Origin of the sequence: Olivibacter sp. 47 (genome assembly GCF_030372825.1) — a bacterium.
Taxonomy (GTDB): Bacteria; Bacteroidota; Bacteroidia; order Sphingobacteriales; family Sphingobacteriaceae; genus Olivibacter; species Olivibacter oleidegradans.
In genome coordinates this window covers 2817465-2839343 of record NZ_JAUCNR010000001.1, presented here as the reverse complement: position 1 = coordinate 2839343, position 21879 = coordinate 2817465, and the positions used below count along the sequence as shown (strand labels likewise).

Annotated in this window: 18 protein-coding genes; 7 read left to right on the top strand and 11 right to left on the bottom strand. The window is 39.6% G+C overall.

Annotated elements, in window-relative coordinates:
- The first annotated feature begins 1 nt into the window (after position 1).
- The 3 genes from QT327_RS12275 (at position 2) to QT327_RS12265 (ending at position 3129) form a co-directional block, all read left to right on the top strand.
- A complete protein-coding gene (locus QT327_RS12275) occupies positions 2 to 700 on the top strand; it encodes a polysaccharide deacetylase family protein (RefSeq protein ID WP_242627369.1) in 699 nt (232 codons plus the stop codon).
- A 95-nt stretch (positions 701 to 795) separates the two neighbouring features.
- Positions 796 to 1605 carry an N-acetylmuramic acid 6-phosphate etherase gene (murQ, locus tag QT327_RS12270; protein WP_149105662.1) on the top strand — a complete coding sequence of 270 codons (810 nt, stop codon included), beginning with the start codon at positions 796 to 798 and terminating at the stop codon, positions 1603 to 1605.
- A gap of 57 nt (positions 1606 to 1662) precedes the next feature.
- Positions 1663 to 3129, top strand: a complete 1467-nt coding sequence (locus QT327_RS12265; RefSeq protein ID WP_130857849.1) for a sodium:solute symporter — start codon at positions 1663 to 1665, stop codon at positions 3127 to 3129.
- A gap of 56 nt (positions 3130 to 3185) precedes the next feature.
- On the opposite strand, the gene QT327_RS12260 is transcribed toward QT327_RS12265, so the two are convergent.
- The gene (locus QT327_RS12260; RefSeq protein WP_289552996.1) at positions 3186 to 4343 is read right to left on the bottom strand and encodes an acyltransferase family protein; all 1158 of its coding nucleotides are present in this window, start codon (positions 4341 to 4343) and stop codon (positions 3186 to 3188) included.
- Positions 4344 to 4791: 448 nt separating this feature from the next.
- Here QT327_RS12260 and QT327_RS12255 point away from each other — a divergent pair, with 448 nt between their 5' ends.
- The gene (locus QT327_RS12255) at positions 4792 to 5652 is read left to right on the top strand and encodes a sigma-70 family RNA polymerase sigma factor (protein WP_013666518.1); all 861 of its coding nucleotides are present in this window, start codon (positions 4792 to 4794) and stop codon (positions 5650 to 5652) included.
- Between the two features lie 211 nt (positions 5653 to 5863).
- A complete protein-coding gene (locus QT327_RS12250; RefSeq protein ID WP_149105660.1) occupies positions 5864 to 7312 on the top strand; it encodes a glyceraldehyde-3-phosphate dehydrogenase in 1449 nt (482 codons plus the stop codon).
- Between the two features lie 64 nt (positions 7313 to 7376).
- On the opposite strand, the gene htpG is transcribed toward QT327_RS12250, so the two are convergent.
- Together htpG and QT327_RS12240 are read right to left on the bottom strand one after the other, a co-directional pair.
- Entirely contained in the window at positions 7377 to 9263 is a 1887-nt protein-coding gene (gene htpG / locus QT327_RS12245) for a molecular chaperone HtpG (RefSeq protein ID WP_013666516.1), read from the bottom strand.
- Between the two features lie 161 nt (positions 9264 to 9424).
- Entirely contained in the window at positions 9425 to 9982 is a 558-nt protein-coding gene (locus QT327_RS12240) for a hypothetical protein (protein ID WP_013666515.1), read from the bottom strand.
- A 470-nt stretch (positions 9983 to 10452) separates the two neighbouring features.
- Here QT327_RS12240 and QT327_RS12235 point away from each other — a divergent pair, with 470 nt between their 5' ends.
- Entirely contained in the window at positions 10453 to 11463 is a 1011-nt protein-coding gene (locus QT327_RS12235; RefSeq protein WP_198140270.1) for a dipeptide epimerase, read from the top strand.
- 18 nt (positions 11464 to 11481) lie between these two features.
- Positions 11482 to 12750 (top strand): DUF819 family protein, encoded by a 1269-nt coding sequence (locus QT327_RS12230; protein ID WP_149105659.1) that lies wholly within the window; start codon positions 11482 to 11484, stop codon positions 12748 to 12750.
- 34 nt (positions 12751 to 12784) lie between these two features.
- Here QT327_RS12230 and QT327_RS12225 read toward each other — a convergent pair whose 3' ends face one another.
- From QT327_RS12225 to QT327_RS12190, 8 genes are all read right to left on the bottom strand, one after another.
- Positions 12785 to 13492: a universal stress protein gene (locus QT327_RS12225; protein ID WP_289552995.1), complete on the bottom strand. Its 708-nt coding sequence runs from the start codon at positions 13490 to 13492 to the stop codon at positions 12785 to 12787.
- A 172-nt stretch (positions 13493 to 13664) separates the two neighbouring features.
- Complete coding sequence (locus tag QT327_RS12220; protein WP_149105657.1) at positions 13665 to 15260, bottom strand: BCCT family transporter; 1596 nt, start codon at positions 15258 to 15260, stop codon at positions 13665 to 13667.
- A 189-nt stretch (positions 15261 to 15449) separates the two neighbouring features.
- Complete coding sequence (locus QT327_RS12215; protein ID WP_013666510.1) at positions 15450 to 15674, bottom strand: dodecin family protein; 225 nt, start codon at positions 15672 to 15674, stop codon at positions 15450 to 15452.
- A gap of 28 nt (positions 15675 to 15702) precedes the next feature.
- Positions 15703 to 15942 (bottom strand): hypothetical protein, encoded by a 240-nt coding sequence (locus QT327_RS12210; protein WP_149105656.1) that lies wholly within the window; start codon positions 15940 to 15942, stop codon positions 15703 to 15705.
- Between the two features lie 366 nt (positions 15943 to 16308).
- Positions 16309 to 18759 (bottom strand): error-prone DNA polymerase, encoded by a 2451-nt coding sequence (locus tag QT327_RS12205; protein ID WP_289554428.1) that lies wholly within the window; start codon positions 18757 to 18759, stop codon positions 16309 to 16311.
- Positions 18756 to 19508 carry a PHP domain-containing protein gene (locus QT327_RS12200; RefSeq protein WP_289552994.1) on the bottom strand — a complete coding sequence of 251 codons (753 nt, stop codon included), beginning with the start codon at positions 19506 to 19508 and terminating at the stop codon, positions 18756 to 18758. The genes QT327_RS12205 and QT327_RS12200 overlap by 4 nt, the downstream gene beginning before the upstream one ends.
- 12 nt (positions 19509 to 19520) lie before the next feature.
- The gene (locus QT327_RS12195) at positions 19521 to 21023 is read right to left on the bottom strand and encodes a Y-family DNA polymerase (protein ID WP_289552993.1); all 1503 of its coding nucleotides are present in this window, start codon (positions 21021 to 21023) and stop codon (positions 19521 to 19523) included.
- Position 21024: 1 nt separating this feature from the next.
- Positions 21025 to 21765, bottom strand: a complete 741-nt coding sequence (locus QT327_RS12190) for an ImuA family protein (RefSeq protein WP_246860285.1) — start codon at positions 21763 to 21765, stop codon at positions 21025 to 21027.
- Positions 21766 to 21879 lie beyond the last annotated feature (114 nt).

Sequence of the window (21879 nt, the reverse complement as noted above, 5' to 3'; positions counted from 1 at the left end):
TTTGGATCGCTATGGTGCTATAGTCAGAGGTGATTGTAGTCGCAAAGAGATAGCTTTAATATTCTCGGCCGACGAATTCTCAGAAGGGGCAACAACTATCCTTCGCCAATTGCAACAGCAGAACATTAAAGCTTCTTTTTTTTTAACGGGCAGATTTTTGGACAATCCAATAAACGAGCCATTGATTTTGAAAATGCTGGAAGATCAACATTATATCGGTGCCCATTCAGACCAACATTTGCTTTATTGCGACTGGACAAACAGAGACAGCTTATTAATCGATCGGCGCACTTTCGATCAAGATCTTTCTAAGGTTTATTACAAATTAAAAAGATTTGGCATCGATAAAACCAAAGCCCCCCTATTCTTACCCCCATACGAATGGTACAATAAAGAAATAAGTGAATGGACTAGTAATCATGGATTACAATTAATTAACTTTACGCCCGGAACGCTGACAACAGCTGACTATACAACGCCCGATATGGGTAAAAGATATCGCTCGTCAGAAGTCATATATGAGTCCGTTCTTTCTTTTATGAAACAAGACATACATGAACTGAAGGGATTTATTATGTTAATTCATTTAGGCGTAGGGCCACATAGGAAGGACAAATTTTACAATAGATTACCTAGCTTAATAAACACATTATTAGATAACGGATATCGTTTCGAAAGAATAGATGAACTGTTGAAATAGCTGTATGCACGTTTTTTAGTTTTGTACACATAAAAACGCATAAAAATGCATATATTAGCTGTGTGGATTTTTGACTGTAATAGTTAATAATAACGATGGAGAATACAACTGAAAAAGAATCTTACTACAACGACCTGGAAAAGATGTCGGTTAACGAGTTATTAACCAATATTAATCAAGAGGATCAAACCGTACCGGAAGCGGTAAAAAAATCGATCCCTCAGATCGAAGCACTCGTAAAAATTACGGTTGAAAGAATGGAAGAAGGTGGCCGTCTTTTTTACATCGGTGCAGGCACCAGTGGACGTTTAGGTATATTAGACGCATCTGAATGCCCGCCTACTTTCGGTGTTCCTTTTGATTGGATTGTAGGATTAATAGCTGGCGGTGATACCGCTATCAGAAAGGCGGTAGAATTTGCAGAAGATGACAAACGACAGGCATGGAAAGATTTGAGCGAACATGGCATTAATAATAAAGATGTAGTGCTTGGCATCGCAGCATCCGGTTCGACACCTTACGTAATTGGAGGGTTAGAGGCTGCAAATGAAGCTGGAGTTACGACCGGTTGCCTAGTCTGCAACGCAAATACACCAATGGCAGAAATTGCCAAATTTCCGATTGAAGTAATAACAGGCCCTGAATTTGTTACGGGCTCAACGCGCATGAAAGCCGGAACGGCACAGAAGCTCGTGCTAAACATGTTAAGTACTTCGGTGATGATTAAGCTGGGCAGAGTAAAGGGAAACAAAATGGTGGATATGCAGCTAACCAACACCAAACTATTCAATAGAGGCACTCGTATTATAATGGAAGAAACAGGCGTTAACCAGGAAAAAGCGAATGAATTACTGGAAAAATACGGTAGTGTAAGGAAAGCTATAGAATACATGCTGCACCTATAAAACCAGTCCTAGCGATTTAAAATCACATAATGTAAATGCAAAAACGTCTTTCGAATTATGTCGCCTATTACCTTACTTAGTTTTCTTCTGATTTATTTTGGGGTTTTAATCTTAATTGCTTATTTAACTTCCAGAAAGTCATCGGACAATGCCACCTTTTTTATCGCCAACAAGAGCTCTAAATGGTATGTAGTAGCTTTCGGAATGATAGGTACAGCTTTGTCAGGTGTTACATTCATATCGGTCCCGGGAGCTGTTGGAAACGGTAGTTTCGGTTATTTCCAATTTGTATTGGGCAATGCGGTCGGCTTTATCATGATAGCGTTCGTGCTTTTGCCTCTTTATTATAAAATGCACCTCGTTTCGATTTATTCATACTTGGAACACCGACTTGGATTTTATAGCTATAAAACGGGCGCCATGATTTTTTTGATTTCGAGAACGATCAGTTCGGCTTTTAGGCTTTATCTCGTAGCAATCGTATTACAACGCTTTATTTTTGACGCTTGGCATGTTCCTTTCGCCCTTACCATAATCATATGCCTACTGCTCATCTGGCTGTACACCCATAAGGGGGGGCTAAAAACCATTATCATCACAGATTTATTGCAAACCTTCTTTTTACTGCTTTCCGTAGTTTTATCGATTTATTTTATTGCCGACAGTTTAAATCTGAATTTTTTCGAAACGATCGAAACAGTAAAGAATAGCAGTTATTCAAAGATTTTCTTTTGGGAAGACTTTATGGAAAGTAAAGCGAATTTTTGGAAGCAATTTTTGGGCGGTGTTTTTGTTACCATCGCTATGACCGGTCTAGATCAGGATTTAATGCAGAAGAACTTAAGTATGAAAACCATAGGCGAAGCGCAAAAGAATATGCTCACCTTCACAACAATTTTCATATTTATTAACCTGTTTTTTTTGTCTGTCGGTGCGTTACTATACATCTATGCAGCCAAAAACAACATTGATATCGCCCAATTGAGAACACCGGACCATCTATATCCGGAAATAGCCCTTAATCACCTCGCTATTGTACCTGGTATTATCTTTATGCTCGGACTAACAGCAGCTACCTTTGCTACAACCGACTCGGCCCTTACAGCGCTTACTACGTCCTTTTGTGTCGATTTTTTAAACTTTAATAAAAAAGAAGATCCCAACGACCATAAACTGGTTAAAACAAGGAACATCGTTCACTTTGTGTTTTCTTTTCTCATGCTCGTGGTGATTCTCTTCTTTCGACTAATCAACAATGACTCCGTTGTAAACGCAATTTTCATTGCAGCAGGATATACCTATGGTCCTTTGTTAGGACTTTTTGCTTTTGGCATGCTATCTAAACGATCGGTACAAGATAAATTAGTTCCCTATATCTGCCTCATCTCCCCTGTATTTTCCTACCTCATTGAGTCTTGGCTAAAAAAATCACTTGGTTATACCGTTGGATTTGAGCTGATTTTACTAAATGGATGCCTAACCGCACTGATGCTGTTAATTACCAGCAAAAAAAGAAAGGCATAAGGCAGAGGGTGTGAGACTAATACGCTATACCTTCACATAAATTCCTTTCTTGTCCATCACGTAACAAACAGCCCATAGTAAGGAAAAAAACAAATAGCATACACAAAAGATCCAATCTCCGGAGGCCCGGGAAATTTCGCGCAGATTTCTGTATAAAACCACCGTAATGGCGAGGTATAAATGGGATTACCTGTTTCGTCAAACCCATTTTCAATTCGCATTAACGACAGTGTTTTAGGTATTAGCGCACTCATTACAAAAATGAACAATGGATTTTTGCCAAACACATCAAAGAATTTCGTAACGAAATTTTTATGCCCTTTAATTTCTACAAACCAGATTAATACGCCCAAAGCTGTAATCGCCAATCCGCTACTATAAAGAACATAGGAACTCGTCCATATTTTTTTATTAATAGGGAAAGCCAATCCCCATGTCATTCCTCCAAGTGTTAACAAGGCAGCCGTAACCATCAAGGTGCTGACTGTACGATAGATAGGCATTGGTCCTTCAATGGCTTTCGTGCCGGTTTGTATATATTGTCCCACTAAAAATCCGATAACAACCTGGATAACCGCTGTAAACGTGCTGGCAATACCTTCGGGCTCAAATGGAACGCCCTCCCCTTTGTACATATGGGCAATCTGCAATATAGACACATCGATTTTTGTACCAAACCAGCCCTGCAAACTATAAGGGTCGGAATCGCCCAAAAGTATACATATCAACCAATAAGAAAGCAGTATAAAAATACTTATGAGAACGACTGTTTTAGTTTTAAAGAAATACACTAAGATAGATGCGAAGCAATAGCAAAGTGCTATTCGCTGCAATACACCTAGTATTCGTATACCACTATCGGATTTAATCGGGTTTATCCAATATTTAAACAAAAGAGTGTCGTTACTCCACTGTACAAAAGGATACCAATTAAGTAAAAGACCTATTAGAAAAATAAGAATGGTTCGCTTTAATACCTTTTTCCAAAACACCTTGCCTGCCTGCGTTCGTAACCTTGGGATCACAAAAGACATCGCATTACCTACTGCGAATAAAAAAAAAGGAAATACCAGGTCTGTTGGTGTACAACCATGCCAAGGTGCGTGTTTTAAGGGCGAAAAAGCGTAGCTCCAACTTCCGGGGTTATTAACAAGAATCATGAGGGCGACCGTTGCTCCTCTAAAAACATCCAGCGAATAGTAGCGTTGGTTCATTTAATTTGAGTTTGTTCAGGCTATACAATATGGCGACAATTACATGCGAAATAAAAATACAGATAAGTAATCGAATATGCAATATTATTATAAAAACAAGCATAAAAACGCAGGCAAAAACAACGCTACTTGCTATTTACGATCGAGCAGATGCATATAATAATTTTTCGCCTTCGACGGCATGAGCGCTATGATTTATGTAACGACTTAGTTAATTAAAAGCTATTTTGTCACAGCTGATTCATAATATCTAAGCAGCGCTCTTAACCCTCGTGACAAAGACTGCCAGACGTTTGATTTGGCTCGTTTTTTGCTATAGAAATACTGCAAAAAAAACTGGATAAAACCCTAAAAATCAGACAACTTTTTTGCTTTTCATTCGTTAATAAGAAAAATAATTTTTGTACTTTTGCACACTTTATTAAAGAAAGGGGCATATAAATAATTAATGAGACAGCTCAAAATAACCCAGTCGATTACTAACCGTGAATCGCAATCGTTAGATAAGTATTTGCATGAAATTGGTAAAGTTGACCTAATTACAGCAGAAGAAGAAGTAATACTTGCCCAAAAAATCAGGGAGGGCGATCAAGCTGCTTTAGAGCGTTTAACTAAGACCAATTTACGTTTCGTGGTTTCGGTAGCTAAACAATACCAAAATCAGGGACTAACACTTGGAGATCTTATCAACGAAGGAAACTTAGGATTGATTAAGGCAGCTAAACGCTTTGATGAAACCAAAGGTTTTAAATTTATTTCTTACGCTGTTTGGTGGATCCGTCAGTCTATCTTACAAGCAATTGCAGAGCAATCACGTATCGTTCGTTTACCGTTAAATCAGGTAGGTTCATTAAGTAAAATCAGCAAGGCCTTTTCGCGCCTCGAACAAGAATATGAACGCGAGCCTTCACCTGAAGAGTTAGCGGATATTTTAGAAACTACGGTGGACAAAATCTCTGATACCTTAAGCAATTCCGGTCGCCATGTTTCCATGGACGCACCTTTTGTTCAGGGAGAAGAAAACACTTTATTGGATGTATTGGAGAATCATGATCCAAATACAGACAGCAATTTGATAGACGAATCACTTTCTGAGGAAATCAAACGCTCATTAGCAACCTTAACGGAACGTGAGCGCGAAATCATCGTGTTATTCTTTGGCTTAGGATCCAATCATCCACTTTCTCTTGAGGAAATTGGTGAGACCTTTAACCTTACAAGAGAACGCGTAAGACAAATCAAAGATAAAGCCTTACAACGTTTACGCCATACCTCACGGAGTAAAATATTGAAGTCTTATCTAGGATAAATACTTCAATTTAATTCGTAAAAAATATGAAAAGCAGCCGTTTTGGCTGCTTTTTTTGTTTACAATTGAAAGATGGTCAAATATCATACCTCCGGTCTTACGGAAAATTAATTCCGCCTACCCGACAGTATTTATCAAACTGACAAAAACAATCGGTTTAAATCACAATAATTTATAGATTTGTCAAAAATAAACCTTATTAAATTTCAAAATGACAAATCAAAACCAAACGGAATTTCAAAATTGGATTGAAAAAGAAAAAGCAGCTTTACAGCTAATCACTACTGTAGGACAACTTTCGTTTGAACGTTCTATTGAACTCATGCTTTTTAGAAGGCCATTATTCGACATTGGAAGCAGTGAAGCGCTTGCGATTCATCAATACGCGCGCGACATAACAGAAAAAGACATTTCCGTTTATGAGACATTAGAGCTCGCAAAGGCCATTAAAACGAGCAATTTGGCTCCTAGTCGAATCGATTTGGGTATATTGACGCTTAAGTGGATCGAACAACATCAACGATACACTTCCATACACGATTTCATTACCAAGGAACTGGCAAAGCACATAGGTTCAAATAAAGTAAAACTAACACCAAAAGACGTGATTTTATTTGGCTTCGGACGGATAGGTCGGGTGTTAGCCAGAGAGATCATATCACAAACCGGGAAGGGCGAACAACTACGTCTTCGCGCAATCGTTATACGCGGCCTTCAAGATGGCCATTTGCAGAAAAGGGCTGATTTGTTTAAATACGACTCCATTTATAAAGATTTTAAAGGAACTGTCAGTATTAATCGCGAAAAAAAAGCCCTAATCATCAACGGCCAATTTATTCAACTGATTACCGGCACCGAACCGGAAACCATTGATTACACGCAATATGGAATCGATAATGCATTATTAATCGATAATACAGGCGCTTTTCGGGACCGGGAAGGGCTTGAAAAACATCTCCGTGCCAAAGGGGTTTCCAAAGTGCTCTTGACAGCGCCGGGGAAAGACGACATACCGAATATCGTTGCCGGCATCAATGAGCACCAAATTGACTTTAAAAAAGAAAGCGTTTTTTCATGCGCTTCCTGCACCACAAATGCTGTTGCGCCGGTCCTGCTCATGATAAACAAGCATTTCATGATCAAAAAGGCACATATTGAAACGATTCATGCCTACACAAACGATCAAAACCTCTTGGACAATTTCCATAAGAAAGAACGACGCGGACGAGCTGCAGCTAGCAACCTGGTAATTACAGAAACAGGATCTGCGAAAGCGATTTCCAAAGTAATTCCAACGCTGAACGGAAAGCTGACCGGCAATGCGGTTCGCGTACCTGTACCAAGCGGCTCTTTGGCCATCTTACATTTACAGTTATCAAAAAGTGTGGTAAAAGAAACGATTGAAAGCATCTTAAAAACGGAAGCTTTATTTGGTCCTTTATCGGAGCAAGTTGATTATTCCATATCGAGAGAGCAGGTAAGTAGTGATGTCATAGGAAATAACCACACCTCTGTTATTGATGGTCCGGCTACTATCGTTTCGGACGATGGCAAAACGTTGGTCATCTATGTTTGGTACGACAACGAATATGGATATTGCAGACAAGTTATCCGATTAGCAAAAAAAATTGCAGAGGTAGTTCGTTTAACTTATTATTAATTCCAACATAAAAAAGGCGCCATTTTACCGGCGCCCTTCCTAGTATTTAAATAAGACTGTCAAGCTAATCAATTAAACTCACGCTTCTTTTCACAAAATTTGTCAATTCAGGCCCTGTCAACAAGCCATTAGATAATAGTGCTAAATCAAAAGCTTGTTTTGCCAAATTCTCCTTCTCTTCGTCGTTTGAAGACGTTAAAATGCGCTTGATTAGCGGATGATTACCGTTAACCGAAACCTTATAGTTGTCAGGTAAATTGCCATAGAAGCTCATACCGCCGCCATTCTGTGCCATATCCTTCATTCTTCGCATAAATTCATCCATCGTAACCGTTACAGGCATCTCATCGGCGCTTAGGGCAGTAACCTCAACCTGCATGTTATCTTTCTTAATTGCTTTTTCAAAAAGACTTTTGACCGTTGTGCTTTCTTCTTCACTTAAGGCGAGTTCTTTTGTTTCATCCTTCTGGATTAGTTTATCCAATACATCTGAGTCGACGCGTTTTAACTGTGTTTTTTCTGTTTTTTGCTCCAAATAACTTACAAAGTGTCCATCGATCGGAGAATCCAATAGTAATACGTCATAGCCTTTCGTTTTAGCTCCTGAAATAAAACTATCTTGTTTAGCGGCATCATTTGCATACAAGTAAATTACCTGATCATTTTTATCCTTTTGAATATCCTTTACCTTTTCGGCATATTCCTTTAAGGTATAGAATTCCTTGTCTACATTTTGAACCAATGCAAAATCATTAGCCTTCTCCGCAAATTTATCTTCGCTAACCATACCATATTTTACGAAAAGGCCAATATCTTTCCATTTTTCCTCAAAGCCCTTGCGATCAGTCTTAAATAATTCGCTCAGTTTATCAGCAACCTTCTTGGTGATGTAATTACTGATACGCTTTACATTACTATCAGCCTGTAAGAAACTTCGCGAAACATTCAGTGGGATATCAGGCGAATCAATAACACCGTGCAAAAGCATTAAAAATTCAGGAACGATATCTTTCACCTCATCCGTGATAAAGACTTGACGCGAAAATAATTTGATTTTATTTCGCTGTAAGTCGAAATCGTTCTTAATCTTTGGAAAATACAAGATTCCGGTAAGATTAAAAGGATAGTCTACATTAAGATGAATCCAAAATAAAGGCTCTTCGGAGAATGGGTATAGTTCGCGATAGAAATTTAGGTAATCTTCATCCTTTAACTCAGAAGGGGCTTTAGTCCACGCCGGATTTGTGTTATTGATAATATTATCAACTTCAACAGATTTATATTTCGGTTTGCCCTCTTCGTCCTCACCGTCCGGTTCCGACGTTGTTTTTGTTCCGAACTTGATGGCAACCGGTAAAAATCTACAATACTTATTTAAAATGCCGTCTAGCTTCGCCTTGTTTAAAAACTCTTCAGATTCCTTATTAATATATAAGATTACGTCAGTGCCGCGGGTCGTTCTTTCGCCCTCGCTAATTTCATAAGAAGTACTACCATCACAGACCCATTTAGCAGCCTGTGCGCCATCCTGATATGAAAGGGTCTGAATTTCTACTTTATCAGCCACCATAAAGGCTGAATAAAAGCCAAGACCAAAGCGACCTATAATTTCATTAGCATCCTTAGCCTCCTTGAACTTTTCCATGAATTCGGTAGCACCGGAGAAGGCGATCTGATTAATATATTTCTTCACCTCTTCGGCTGTCATACCGATTCCCTTATCAGAAATCGTAATCGTTTTCGCCGTTTCGTCAAATGAAATTTCGATCGTCGTATCGCCTACTTCGCCGGCATATTGGCCCAAAGAAGCCAATCTTTTCAATTTTTGTGTAGCATCAACAGCATTTGACACCAGCTCCCGCAAAAATATTTCATTATCGGAGTATAAAAACTTCTTAATCACCGGAAATATATTCTCGGTATGAATTGAGATGTTTCCTTTTTCTTGCATAATATATCTGAATTAATAATTTCTGAATGGTGAACGAAAAGTCATCAACAAGCAATGTTCCAAAAAGCATACACGGTCAGTATGACAGTCTATACTGACAAAAAGCCAGATTCGTACGCTGAATCTGGCTTTTCAATTATTTGAAAATATAATACTTGCTGCTACTGCGGAATATTCACAACGGTAGGCTGATCAATCCGATTTAAATGTTTATTAAAATTCTCAGCTAATGTGCTTATGGTTTGATAAGCATATTCACGTTGTTTGTTCCAGCTTCCCTGATTAATGTCTGTCATATCTTTCTCTAACGGAATTGGTTTCACTTTGGCAGGAACCACTTTGCCATAACGATCTTTGATATAGGGTTGGTAAGATAAATCGGTAAACCAATACCGATAGCCATCCCCTGTTTTCTCAAAAACCAGCTTATAATTTACCGCTCCTGCCACATAGTTTCCAATTGTAGCATGTCTCTTTAAAGCCGTTTTGCCTTCCACCGTTACACGTTCCTGACCCTCTGCGTTCAACTTTACTGCTTTCTTGTCAAAAAATTCACTAACATACGATTGAAAATCCTGCTTATCGTCAAGTTTTATTGCTTTCTCTTGATGATAAACGACGTACTTTCCATTTTGATCGGTTATGAATCCCCCGGTATTTTCTTGTCCTTTCACATCGGCAAAAAGCCCTGCAAATAAGAGCATAACAAAATTTACCATCTCAATTTAATTTAGCGTTATCAAATGTTTCTGTATCTTACATAGGGCAGCTCCCACCCTGCCACTACTTATCAAATATAGCAATTTTTACACCAAAAACCTATTTAAAACATTAAAATCCAATTAGAATCGAAATTATGTTCTGTTTGTTAAATTTTTCACTTCAAGTAATTTATAAGAAAACACCTCATTTGTTTTGAATTTCCGTTCAAAACAAATGCGTATTTCATAATGATTACTCACGAAACGAGCCGCAAGCGCACAAATCGAAGAAAACTTAAAATAAAGCGAAATTTCTCTTGATAACATAAGCTGTTTTTTTCCAAAAAAAATATCGATATTTATACGCAATCCTAAATAAAAAACAAATCAAGCAATCTTGACTTAAAAAAACACAAAAGACACTCACTAAACTCTGTATTTTCACTGTAAAAATGCTCCAACTAGCTTACAAACCTTATTTTTTAAAAATGGAATATCCTTTCCGAATTGCGGATAACATCCGGACAGGAACTCCGATTATGCTTGTCAAAATTTCCTATAATGGCATAGATGGTTTCGGAGAAGCATCCATGCCTCCCCGTTACGGTGAAAATTTAGACACCGCCACTTCTTTCATAGAACGGCTGGAATTGACGCAATTTCGCTCTCCCTTACCAATCGACCCGATTTTATCCTATATAGACAATAGGCAAACAGGCAATCCTGCCGTTAAGGCAGCATTGGATATGGCGTTGCATGACTTGTGGGGAAAAATAACAGGTAAGTCCATTCATGAATTATACGGGTTATCCAACAGTAAGCTCCATACGGCAAAGACAATTAGTATTGAAACCCCTGAAATTATGGCGAGGCGAGTTACCGAGGCGGAAGATTTTCATTATTTAAAAATCAAACTAGGCACAACTGACGACCAAGCAATTATCCGAGCCATACGAAATGTAACCGATAAACCTTTATATATTGACGCAAATCAGGGATGGGCAAATAAAGAAGAAGCGGCCAAATTAATTGACTGGTTGAGTACGCAGGGCGTCATCTTTGTGGAGCAACCCATGCCTAAAAATAACTTTGACGCAATGGAATGGCTAAAAGGACGAAGCGCCCTACCAATTATTGGAGACGAGGGGATTCAGCGCTTAAAGGACATAGACAATGCCGAGTTATTTTACCATGGTGTAAATGTAAAACTCATGAAATCGGCCGGAATCCGGGAGGCGTATACCATGTTAACAACCGCTAGGAAAAAAGGGCTTCGTACGATGATTGGCTGCATGTCTGAAACATCATGTGCAACCGCTGCCGGCGCACAATTAGGAAGTTTGGCTGAATTTATTGATCTTGACGGAAATTTAGGTGTCACGAACGATCCATTTGTTGCTTTTCCATGCATTAATGGAGAAATCCAGGTTGATAATAGTCCAGGTTTAGGATTAAAAAGTCCGGCATGGGACACCATAGAACCATATATTGAAAACTAGTAAAGCTTATTCCCATTGATGGAAACAACACAGAGTACAAGCCCCTTAATAACAAACGATGCCGTCGTATTTGGTCTATTAATGACTGTATTGGCTTTGGTTTTTTACACTTCAAAACTACAAGCACCTTTTTGGAAACGCTTTTATAGTATTATACCCACAGTGCTACTATGCTACTTTGTTCCTGCTTTATTCAATACATTTAATTTAATTTCAGGAGAAAAGTCTGCTTTATATAGTGTTGCATCTCGTTATTTACTGCCAGCCAGTTTAGTTTTATTTACCATTGGCATCGACATAAAAGGTCTCAAACGCTTAGGCTCCAAAGCGGTTATTATGTTTTTTGCCGGCACTTTGGGCGTTATGCTAGGCGGCCCATTAGCCTTCATGGTAGTGGGATTTATTTTTCCGGACATATTACATTTCGGAGAAGAAGAAACCTGGCGCGGTTTAGCTACTATTGCCGGCAGCTGGATAGGTGGCGGTGCCAATCAAGCAGCTATGCTTGAAGTTTTCGGGGCCAGCAAGACTCTTTTTGCACAAATGATCGCTGTAGATGTACTGGTGGCCAATATTTGGATGGGGCTATTGTTATATGGTGCTCAAAAGAAAGAAAAGATCGATCGCTGGCTACGGGCCGATAACTCAGCCATCACCGATTTAGAAGAAAAAATGGAAGAGTTACACGCTAGCCAACCAAACTCATCTTCGGGGATATCAAGTTGGATCATCGTATTAGGAGTAGCCTTCGGTGCCACCGGCCTTTCCCATTTATTTGCCGATTATATTGCTCCATGGTTTGAAGTCCATTACCCACAAACTGCTCAATATTCGCTAACCAGCAGCTTTTTTTGGCTCGTAATTATCGCTACTACCTTCGGTATGGGTTTATCTTTTACAAAAGCACGTAAATTAGAACACGATGGTGCTTCCAACATCGCTTCGCTATTTCTATATATTCTAGTTGCTACTATCGGAATGAGCATGGACTTAAAAGCACTGCTTGATAACCCAAAGTTTTTTCTAGTTGGAATTATCTGGATTTTGAGTCATATCACCATTATGTTGCTGGTTGCTCGTCTTATCCGTGCTCCTTTCTTTTTTGTAGCCGTAGGAAGCCAGGCCAATATTGGTGGTGCCGCATCCGCCCCCATTGTCGCTGCGGCTTTTAGTCGCTATTTGACTCCGGTAGGTGTTTTATTAGCGGTTTTAGGCTATGCGGTCGGAACTTATGGAGCCTATATATGCGGAATTATACTCCAGGCGATCTCAAATTCAATATCCTAACCAAACGTGGCATGCGTTCTGAAATAAACCAATGTTAGTTCTGTTCCACTTTATAATCTTTTAAGATTAAAATAGCGGCATTTGTTTCATGATGAAAGATTTCATTTGTAACGCCGCCAACAAAAAGATTGGTCAGGCTTGAACTTCCTTTTACACCCATAATTATCATATCCATCTTGTAGTTTTGAGCGTGGACAAGGATGGCTGAAGCTATGTGTTTGCCATCTGCCCGCACAGTCTCTATCTTGCCTTCTATCTGATACTGCCTTAACCATTTTGACTTTTTCGCTTCGGTTTCTTCTTGCAAGAGCCTATTAATTTCGGATTGATTCAATCCAAGGAAAAAGTGAACGGGCGCTTTTGCTACGTGAATACAGGAAAACCGACCGTCCGGTATTCCTTTACTAAATGCCTCTCCTAAGGTATAAACTCTATTACTATATTTCGAGAAATCGATTGTACCTAAAATACGCTTTGGTTGAATAAATACGGTCTCTGGAACTAAAAGAATATCGCTAGATAATAACCGTGTGAGTTTTTGTGAAAGTGCCCCACTTCCCTCTAAATGTTGCTTGTTTCCTAAAATCACCAAATCGATCCGCTCATGTTTAGCTATTTGGTCAAAAGCATTTTCACTGAACTCCGCAGTTTCTACACGTATCTCATGGCTAATTGAAGCTAGCCTTACATCTTTCAACTGACGCATTATTCGCTCCTTTACGCGCTCCTTTATTTTGGACAAAGTAGATGGGTGTTTAAATTCGCTCGGTAATTCACGAAGACGGATATTATGTAAAAAAATAACTTATTTATAGATAACACATCCAAAAGGCCGGAGAGATAATTGACGAGCACTTGGTCCATCCCGGACATATCCATTGCGATCAACACATTGTTTTTGTCTTTTGTTATCATTATTCTCTATCATGAATTGGATCGTTGCTGTCCAACAATCCCTGTACAATTTCCTTATAGCTTTTTTCTTGATGCAATCTTTGTTTTTTCAACTGTTTTCTATGCGCTTCACTTAAGCCTTTAAGTAAACTATAACACATCAACAAAATAATCATAGCGAAAGGCAACCCTGCTATGATTACCGCAGTTTGTAAGGCATTCAATCCTCCACCCCAGAGTAGTACAATAGCGATACCTCCTTGCAAGAAGGCCCAAAACACTCTTTGCAAAGCTGGTGTATGCTCCTTTCCTCCAGATGTTATATTATCTACAACTAAGGACCCCGAGTCTGAGGAAGTAATAAAGAAAAAAGCAACTAAACAAACAGCAATAGTTGACAAAATAGCCGTTAGCGGTATTTTTTGCAGGAAAACAAATAGGGCTGTTGAAATATTATCATTTACGGCCGTTATCATGGATAGGTCTCCATGCAAGATCATATGAAGTGCGGTACCTCCAAAGATAGTCATCCATAAAAGTGTTAATAACGCGGGGATTAGTAAAACACCTAAAACGAACTCCTTAATCGTACGTCCTTTTGATATACGCGCTATAAAACTTCCGACGAATGGTGACCAGGCAATCCACCACGCCCAGTAGAAAACTGTCCATTTATTTTGCCATCCACTTTCCTGATAAGCGTCATTCCAAGTACTTATCTCCACGAGATTTGCCAAATAAGTACCTACATTTTGAACAAAGCTCTTCAGTATAGATAAAGTTGGTCCTAAACAAAAAATGAGCAACATAAGTAAAAAAGCGAGAACCATATTTCCATTACTCAAGAGCTTAACCCCTTTGTCAAGGCCCGAAACAACCGATAATGTAGCAATTGATGTCACGACAAAAATTAGTATCCCTTGCGTGGATATCGCCATATTCCAATCAAATAAATAATGCAAGCCGGCATTCATTTGTTGAACGCCCAAACCCAGTGAAGTAGAAAGGCCGAACAAAGTTGCAATGGCAGAAAAGATATCGATTGCATGTCCCCACCAACCGTGAATTTTTTCGCCTAAAAAGGGATAAAATAAGGATCTAAACGTTAACGGCAACCCGTGATTGAATGAAAAAAAAGCGAGGGCCAAACCAACAATTGAATAGATTGCCCATGCATGTAAACCCCAGTGCAAGCTTGTGTATTCCATCGCTTGTATAGCCTTTCTAGAACTGTCTAATACTTCCCTGGGAGGGTTTGCAAAATGAGAGACCGGTTCAGCAACACTAAAGAACATAATTCCGATTCCCATACCTGCGCTGAAAAGCATGGCAAACCATGAAACCGTGCTAAATTCAGGCTCTGCCTCTTCACCACCAAGTCTTATATTTCCAAACTTACTGAAGGCCAAGTATAAACAGAAACCTAAAACAGTATTCACCGTGATAATAAAAAACCATCCGAGGTTGTCCGTTATAATATACTGCGTTCTAGTGAACCATTCGTCCACCGAATCTTTAAAAATAAGACAAAGTAAGATGCTTAAGAACACGAACCCGATGGTGCAGTAAAAAACCGGCGGATTGATCTTAAAATTCAATATGCTTTTTTTCACCATAGTACATTCCTTCAGCAGGAAGTATAACTAAAAACAAGAACTTATCAAAGAAAAAAGGTTACTAATCAGAACATATTGCTCCTATATACAAAAATCGTCCACCGAAGTAAACAATTTTTTAAGGAAGACGTTTCCCTTCTGCACATAGTTTTCCAAATAGTTGGCATAACACCTCCATTTTATGAATGCTTATTGCGACTGATTTCTCTTATCCTCGTCAATTCTGAAGGAGACTTTACAAACGGCGCCATATGTTGTTATCTGATCATCCTTCACATGCACCTTGAAATCCTTTACATATACAGAGTCAACATTTTTTATTGTTTTTGTGACTTCTTTCACTGCATTTTTTATAGCATCATCAAAACTCACTTCTGATGAAGCAATCACTTCTATTACTTTTACTAAAGCCATAACTTACTCCATTTATATAGTTAAACATCTATTTATAATATTTTCCTGAATCATCTTGGATAATTTGTTCTATTTCCGCTGAGGTAAGGGCTACTACACTTCCATACTTCTTTGCTTCGCGGTCGTCTAAGTAAGGTTCCAATAAGATAAAAGGTTTCTCGGAGCCCTCTGTTAAACCGACATTTTCTGACCGAGTTAAATGCACATGCTTATATCCTGTATCTCTCCACTCCTTTAGGGCATATCGATCAAATCTATGCAGTTTCATACGGTTATATATTAACACATTAATACATCACTATTGATTAGAGCAAATATGTTTCCTTTTAACCGATTTAGGGATTTTTATTATGTTCTGAATTTGAGGATAAGGGTATCGCGCTATTATGGACAACAAGTAAAAAACGTTATAATTTGGCAAATTTTGCAGGTGTCCTAAAAATAGCATAAAATGTTTACTATTGTAATCGCCTTGGAAAATAAACCGTAAGATATTAGAGTAGACGGGGCTGGCTACCAAGATGGTTCACATATGACTTTCTATAAGAATTTTGGCATAGCCTTTGTTTCTAAAAGAGTAGGTTTAGGTTGATTAAAAAATGAAAAGTCCGGTATCCCCAAAAGCCGGGCTTTTCTATTTAAAATTCCTTCCTTCAGGAAAGATCTTTTTCTGTGAAATATTCTGAATTTGACTTTCTTTATCATGGATGGGGCCCAATTCTTTATTAGTTTCATGAGCTGTTAGTAGACCCAAAAATCTTGAAAGATCAAAACAACGTCTTACAATAACGTGTACCACCTCGCCCTCGCGTTGAAGCTTTCCTTCTACCATCAGTAATTTAGCTCTGAGGATTTCCTTTCTATATTTCTCAAATAATTTTTGAAAGACCACTAGGTTGCTGCATCCAGTCTCGTCTTCCAATGTTATAAAGCAGATCCCACTTGCTGTTCCCGGGCGTTGCCGTACTAACACCAAACCCGCAACCTTTACCGTAACACCATCATTCCTCTCAGCTAAATCTTGAGCCGGCAACACATGAAGCAGGCGTAGTTTTTCCCTCACAAAACTTACAGGATGCGCTTTTAAAGACAAAGACATGGAAGCATAGTCTTGTAATACATGCTCGCCTGCGGTCATTTTTGGCAATTCAATCTGTACTTTAGATTCGTATTCAAGACCTTGATCTATAAACAATCCCTTTGGCCTTTGACGCAGCAGCGATATCTGCCACAAAGCTTGCCGACGGTCCAAGCCAAGCGACTGAAAGGCATCAGCATCCGCCAGTTTCTCCAAAGTTACCTGCAACACACCAATTTTCCATATAGAGTGAATACAAGTATAAGTCGTTTTTTTCCGAGCGTCAATTAGAACAGCGACTTCATCCTCCCGCAAACCTTTCACCTGACGGAAACCGAGCCGCATTGCATGAAACTCGCCTATTTTTTCCTCTAAGCTATTATCCCAATAAGAATAGTTCACATCAACCGGTAATACAGTAACGCCATGCTTTTCTGCGTCTATTACAATTTGAGCGGGTTGATAAAACCCCATAGGCATGCTATTAAGCAGTGCACAAGCAAAAACTTCCGGATGGTAACATTTTATCCAGGCAGAAACATAGACAAGCAGGGCAAAACTGGCGGCATGGCTCTCAGGAAAACCATAGCTTCCAAAGCCTTCCAATTGTTTAAAAATCCGCTTAGCAAAATCCAAGGTATATCCGTTTCTTACCATACCTTGGATCAGCTTTTCTTCAAAATTTGTGACAGTTCCCTTAGCCTTGAATGTAGCCATACTGCGACGTAATTCATCGGCCTCTGCCGCCGTAAAACCCGCTGCCACCATGGCTATTTTCATGGCTTGCTCCTGAAAGAGCGGGACACCTAACGTTCTTTTTAAAATTTCTTCAAGCGCCGGAGAAGGATACTCCACCGCTTCTTCTTCTCTACGGCGCCGCAAAAAGGGATGTACCATATCTCCCTGGATAGGCCCCGGTCGTACAATCGCCACCTCTATTACTAAATCATAGAAATTTTCAGGTCTGAGACGTGGCAACATGGATTGTTGTGCACGGCTTTCTATCTGAAATACACCAATTGTATCCGCACGACTGATCATCGCATAGACTTTAGGATTTTTCTCGTCAATTGAAATATTCGCCAATGAAAGATCGATACCTTTGTGCTGCTTAACTAAATTAAAAGCCTTCCGGATACAGGTAAGCATTCCTAAGGCCAGAACATCGATCTTAAGAAAACCCAACGCTTCTATATCGTCCTTATTCCATTCGATGCAAGTACGATCTTCCATACGGGCATTCAAGATTGGACATAAGTGGGAAAGTTTTCCCTGGGTAATGACAAAGCCGCCCGTATGCTGCCCAAGTTGACGAGGAAAACCAACGTATTGTTGCGTAAGCTGTAAAACTTTTCGAAGATGGGGATCCCTGGCATCAAACCCGTATTCGGTTATATGTCTTTCATCAAACCATTCAGGTGTAAATTCCCAAATCGACTTCGCGAGACGGTTAATGGTATCAACTGACAGCCCCATGGCCTTACCAACGTCTCTGATTGCACCTTTTTCATGTACTTGGGTGACTGTAGCCACAATGGCCGCACGATCTCTTCCATATTTGCGATAAATATATTGTATAATTTCTTCTCTGCGTTCATGTTCAAAATCGACATCGATATCCGGAGGCTCATTTCGAGCCGAAGAAATAAAGCGTTCGAATAATAAATCGAATTTTTCAGGATTAATTGCCGTAATTCCCAAACAATAACAAATGGTAGAATTAGCAGCTGAACCACGTCCTTGACACAAAATTCCTTGCTCATTCGCATAACGGACTAAATCATATACAGTTAAAAAATAAGCAGCATAATTCATCTCTTCAATAAACCCCAATTCATGCGCTATATTTCTTTTAATCTTGTCAGGAATTGTTTCACCATAGCGCTTTTTAGCGCCTAGCCATGCAAGATGGGTTAATTCTTCCAGTGGGCTACGTCCTTCCTCTGTAATTTCTTCCGGATAAACATATTTTAATGTATCCAATGAAAATTGGCAAGCCTCAACTATTTCCTGAGTCCGTAAAATAGCATCTGGGTATTGCCTAAAATACGTTCCATTTCTTCCGAGGATTTGAGATGACGCTCCGCATTCTGGTGTAAACGAAATCCTGCGTTATAAATAGTACATTTCTCCCGTATGCAAGTCAAAATATCTTGCAGCTCACGGCGATCGGGGCTATGATAATACACGTCATTAGTTGCAATCAGGGGAATGTCATATCGGTTTGCAAGTTGAGAAAGGCGATATATTTTTTTCATATCATCACCTGTATAAGATCTGGTTATGGCCAAATAAAGATCCTTGCCTAATTTTATACGGTACTCTTCCACGTTTTGTATAAATAGCCGTTCAAAATTCAGATCATCATTTAACGTATCAGGCGGTACAATGACGAATTTTATACCTTCTTTAAATGCATATACGTCCATTTTACACAAATGACACGCTCCCTTTTCTGCTCTTAAATTGCCTGTACTGAGCAATGTTGACAAACGGCCGTAAGCAGCCATATCGGTGGGATAGGCCAATAAGCTCGGACCATCCAATAAATCCAACCGACAAGCCGGAATGATCCGTATACCTTTTGCCTTTGCTGCCACATGCCCTCGCACAATACCTGCCAAACTATTTCTGTCTGTAATTGCTAAGGTCTTATAACCATAAAGGGCTGCCTGCTCAATCAGCTCTTCCGGATGCGATGCGCCACGTAAAAAGCTGAAATTTGTAGTAACCTGTAATTCTGTATAATCAGCCATTTGCTTATGCACTTAAGCGAAGAAACCATGAAGGTACCAGATGTTCAATTTACCTTCATTATAATGTCCAACCCTAAAGAGCCAATAACGTTGCCCCTCTGCGTCTTCAACACAATAATAATCCCGATGTTCGTTGTCTTCCAGCCACCATTCATGAGCGATACGTTCAGGGCCATCAGCCTTTTTAACAGTATGTACTTTTCCTCGATAGCGAAAAAGCATGGGCGGATAATCAGGAACGGGGGCAGTCACTTCAATCTTTTCCGGTTTAGTGAGTATTCTGATGGGGCGTGGCCGTATTAGACTCCATTCCATCCCTGGCATTTCCTGTAAGGAACTTGTTGTTTTGAACGAACGCTCCGGCCAATAATGCGCTTCCGGTATATAACGCTTTACGCAATGATCACCCCACTTAGTCTTTATTTTATCAAGTAACTCTGCCACTTCTACATGCCCAACCCCGGCCCGTTCTATCCATAACACTTCTTGCTCGGCTACTAGATGTTCTACTTTTTTAGCTTCCAAAGTAAACAACTCAATGCCAAGCGCAGGCTCCATTGTAGCTATTTTAAGTTCAAACAACTTAAAAAGATGCTGACTATGACGAGAGGCTGCACTAGTTTCTATCTCAATTTTTTCGATTTTACCATCGACACGATATCCCATAAAACATGCGGTACGTAATCCTTTTTCCTCTCGCTCCAAGCGATCACATAATCCATCCAATAGCTTTTTCAAGGCTATCTCAATCCCTCTAACGTTTATAATGGGTTCTAAGCAAGGTAAACGCTCCTGATAAGGTTGAATAGACTGTATTGCCTGCACATTTTCTAATGCATGACCCAACGCTTGGTCAAGACGAATGCCTATTTCATTTCCAAAGCGTCTTCTTAAAGAAGCAGAGGGGAAATGGATAATATCGGCAATTTTATGTAGTCCAAGTTTTTGAAGGAGAATAAGCAAATCTGAAGATAAACGAAGGGCTGAAAGAGGTAACCTAAGCAAAGCTGTATTCTGCTCCCCCGGAGGTATAATTGCATTTTCCCAACCAAAATGAGCTATGGCCCATGCCGCACCTATTGTGTCTGCCATAGCCATCCGTGTGTGATAACCCTGTTTTTTAAAGCTCATCTTAATGGCTTTGAGATAGGTACTCTCACCTCCCCATAGATGTGCACAACCACTAATATCCAAAACTAAACCATCAGGTGAATCAATAGCAACTACAGGCGTGTAACGAAGGCACCATTCACCCAAGCTTTTCAATAACTTTTCAGATAAATCAGGCCGGTCGTCCAACACTTGTAAAGTGGGGCAGATAGCTCTTGCGCCTGCCACTACCATCCCTACTTTGATTCCCTGTGTCATCGCTTCACGATTAACAGCTGTGATAGCCATACGTCCCCGTTGAGGCGTTGCTAGCACAAATGCTTTTCCACTCAATTCCGGTTTGTGAATGCTAAACCAATCTGTTTTTAAATACTTAAGCCATATGAAAACAAAACGTTGTTGCATATCACCCCCTTTTCAATAATCGCTCATGCACAGAATATTTCGGTTTTGTTATTAATTTAAAGGAATTAGCGCTCCATTCCATCTGCCAACTTCCCGGTCGTCCGTTCCGTATTTTAAGCAGCTCGACCTTCCAACGGGGAAATCCAATTCCCGGTATACCGTCCTCCTCCATCCCACTAGCCAGCGGAGAAATACTCCATCGGGAAATGCAACTTGTATTATTTAAATTTTTAGGCTTATGACGAAAAACAAACCCTGTGACCTGACTTTGTTCTACAGCAAGTTGCAAACGCCTGGAGGTCACCAAATTAATCTCTTGTAGTTCTGCTACAACAGCAATTAGTCGGTTACATTTTAAAGCTTCCTCCATCGCCCATAAAATGTCACGTTCTCGCTTCAGGTGAATAAATATAAGATGATGAGGTAGGATGTCGAATAGTTTACATGCCGGAGGGAAAAGTGTTGGTGAAGAGCTAATCCAAACACAAAGGCCTCTTTGCTGCATAAGTTTTCCTAAAATCCCACATATAAATCCACTGGTTGCGGCAGCCTGCTCATCGGACATACTGATGAACTCATGTATCGCTCCCGTGGGAAAACGAGCGTTGGGAAAGGCCTCTTTTATGGGTTCAAGCCCGGCATGAAAACCTGAATCGTCTAATGCCGGCTTGAACCCTTCTAAAAGAAGGATATCCTTTTGCAATTGGGCAATAATAGCTGCTCTATTTGATAATGTACGCATCAGGATTCTAAACCATAAAACCAAAAACTTTAGCAAAGTTACTAATATTATTAGTAAAACCAAATTTGATTTTATTTGGAATCCGAGTCCATTGCAACAGCTAAAAGGCTGTTC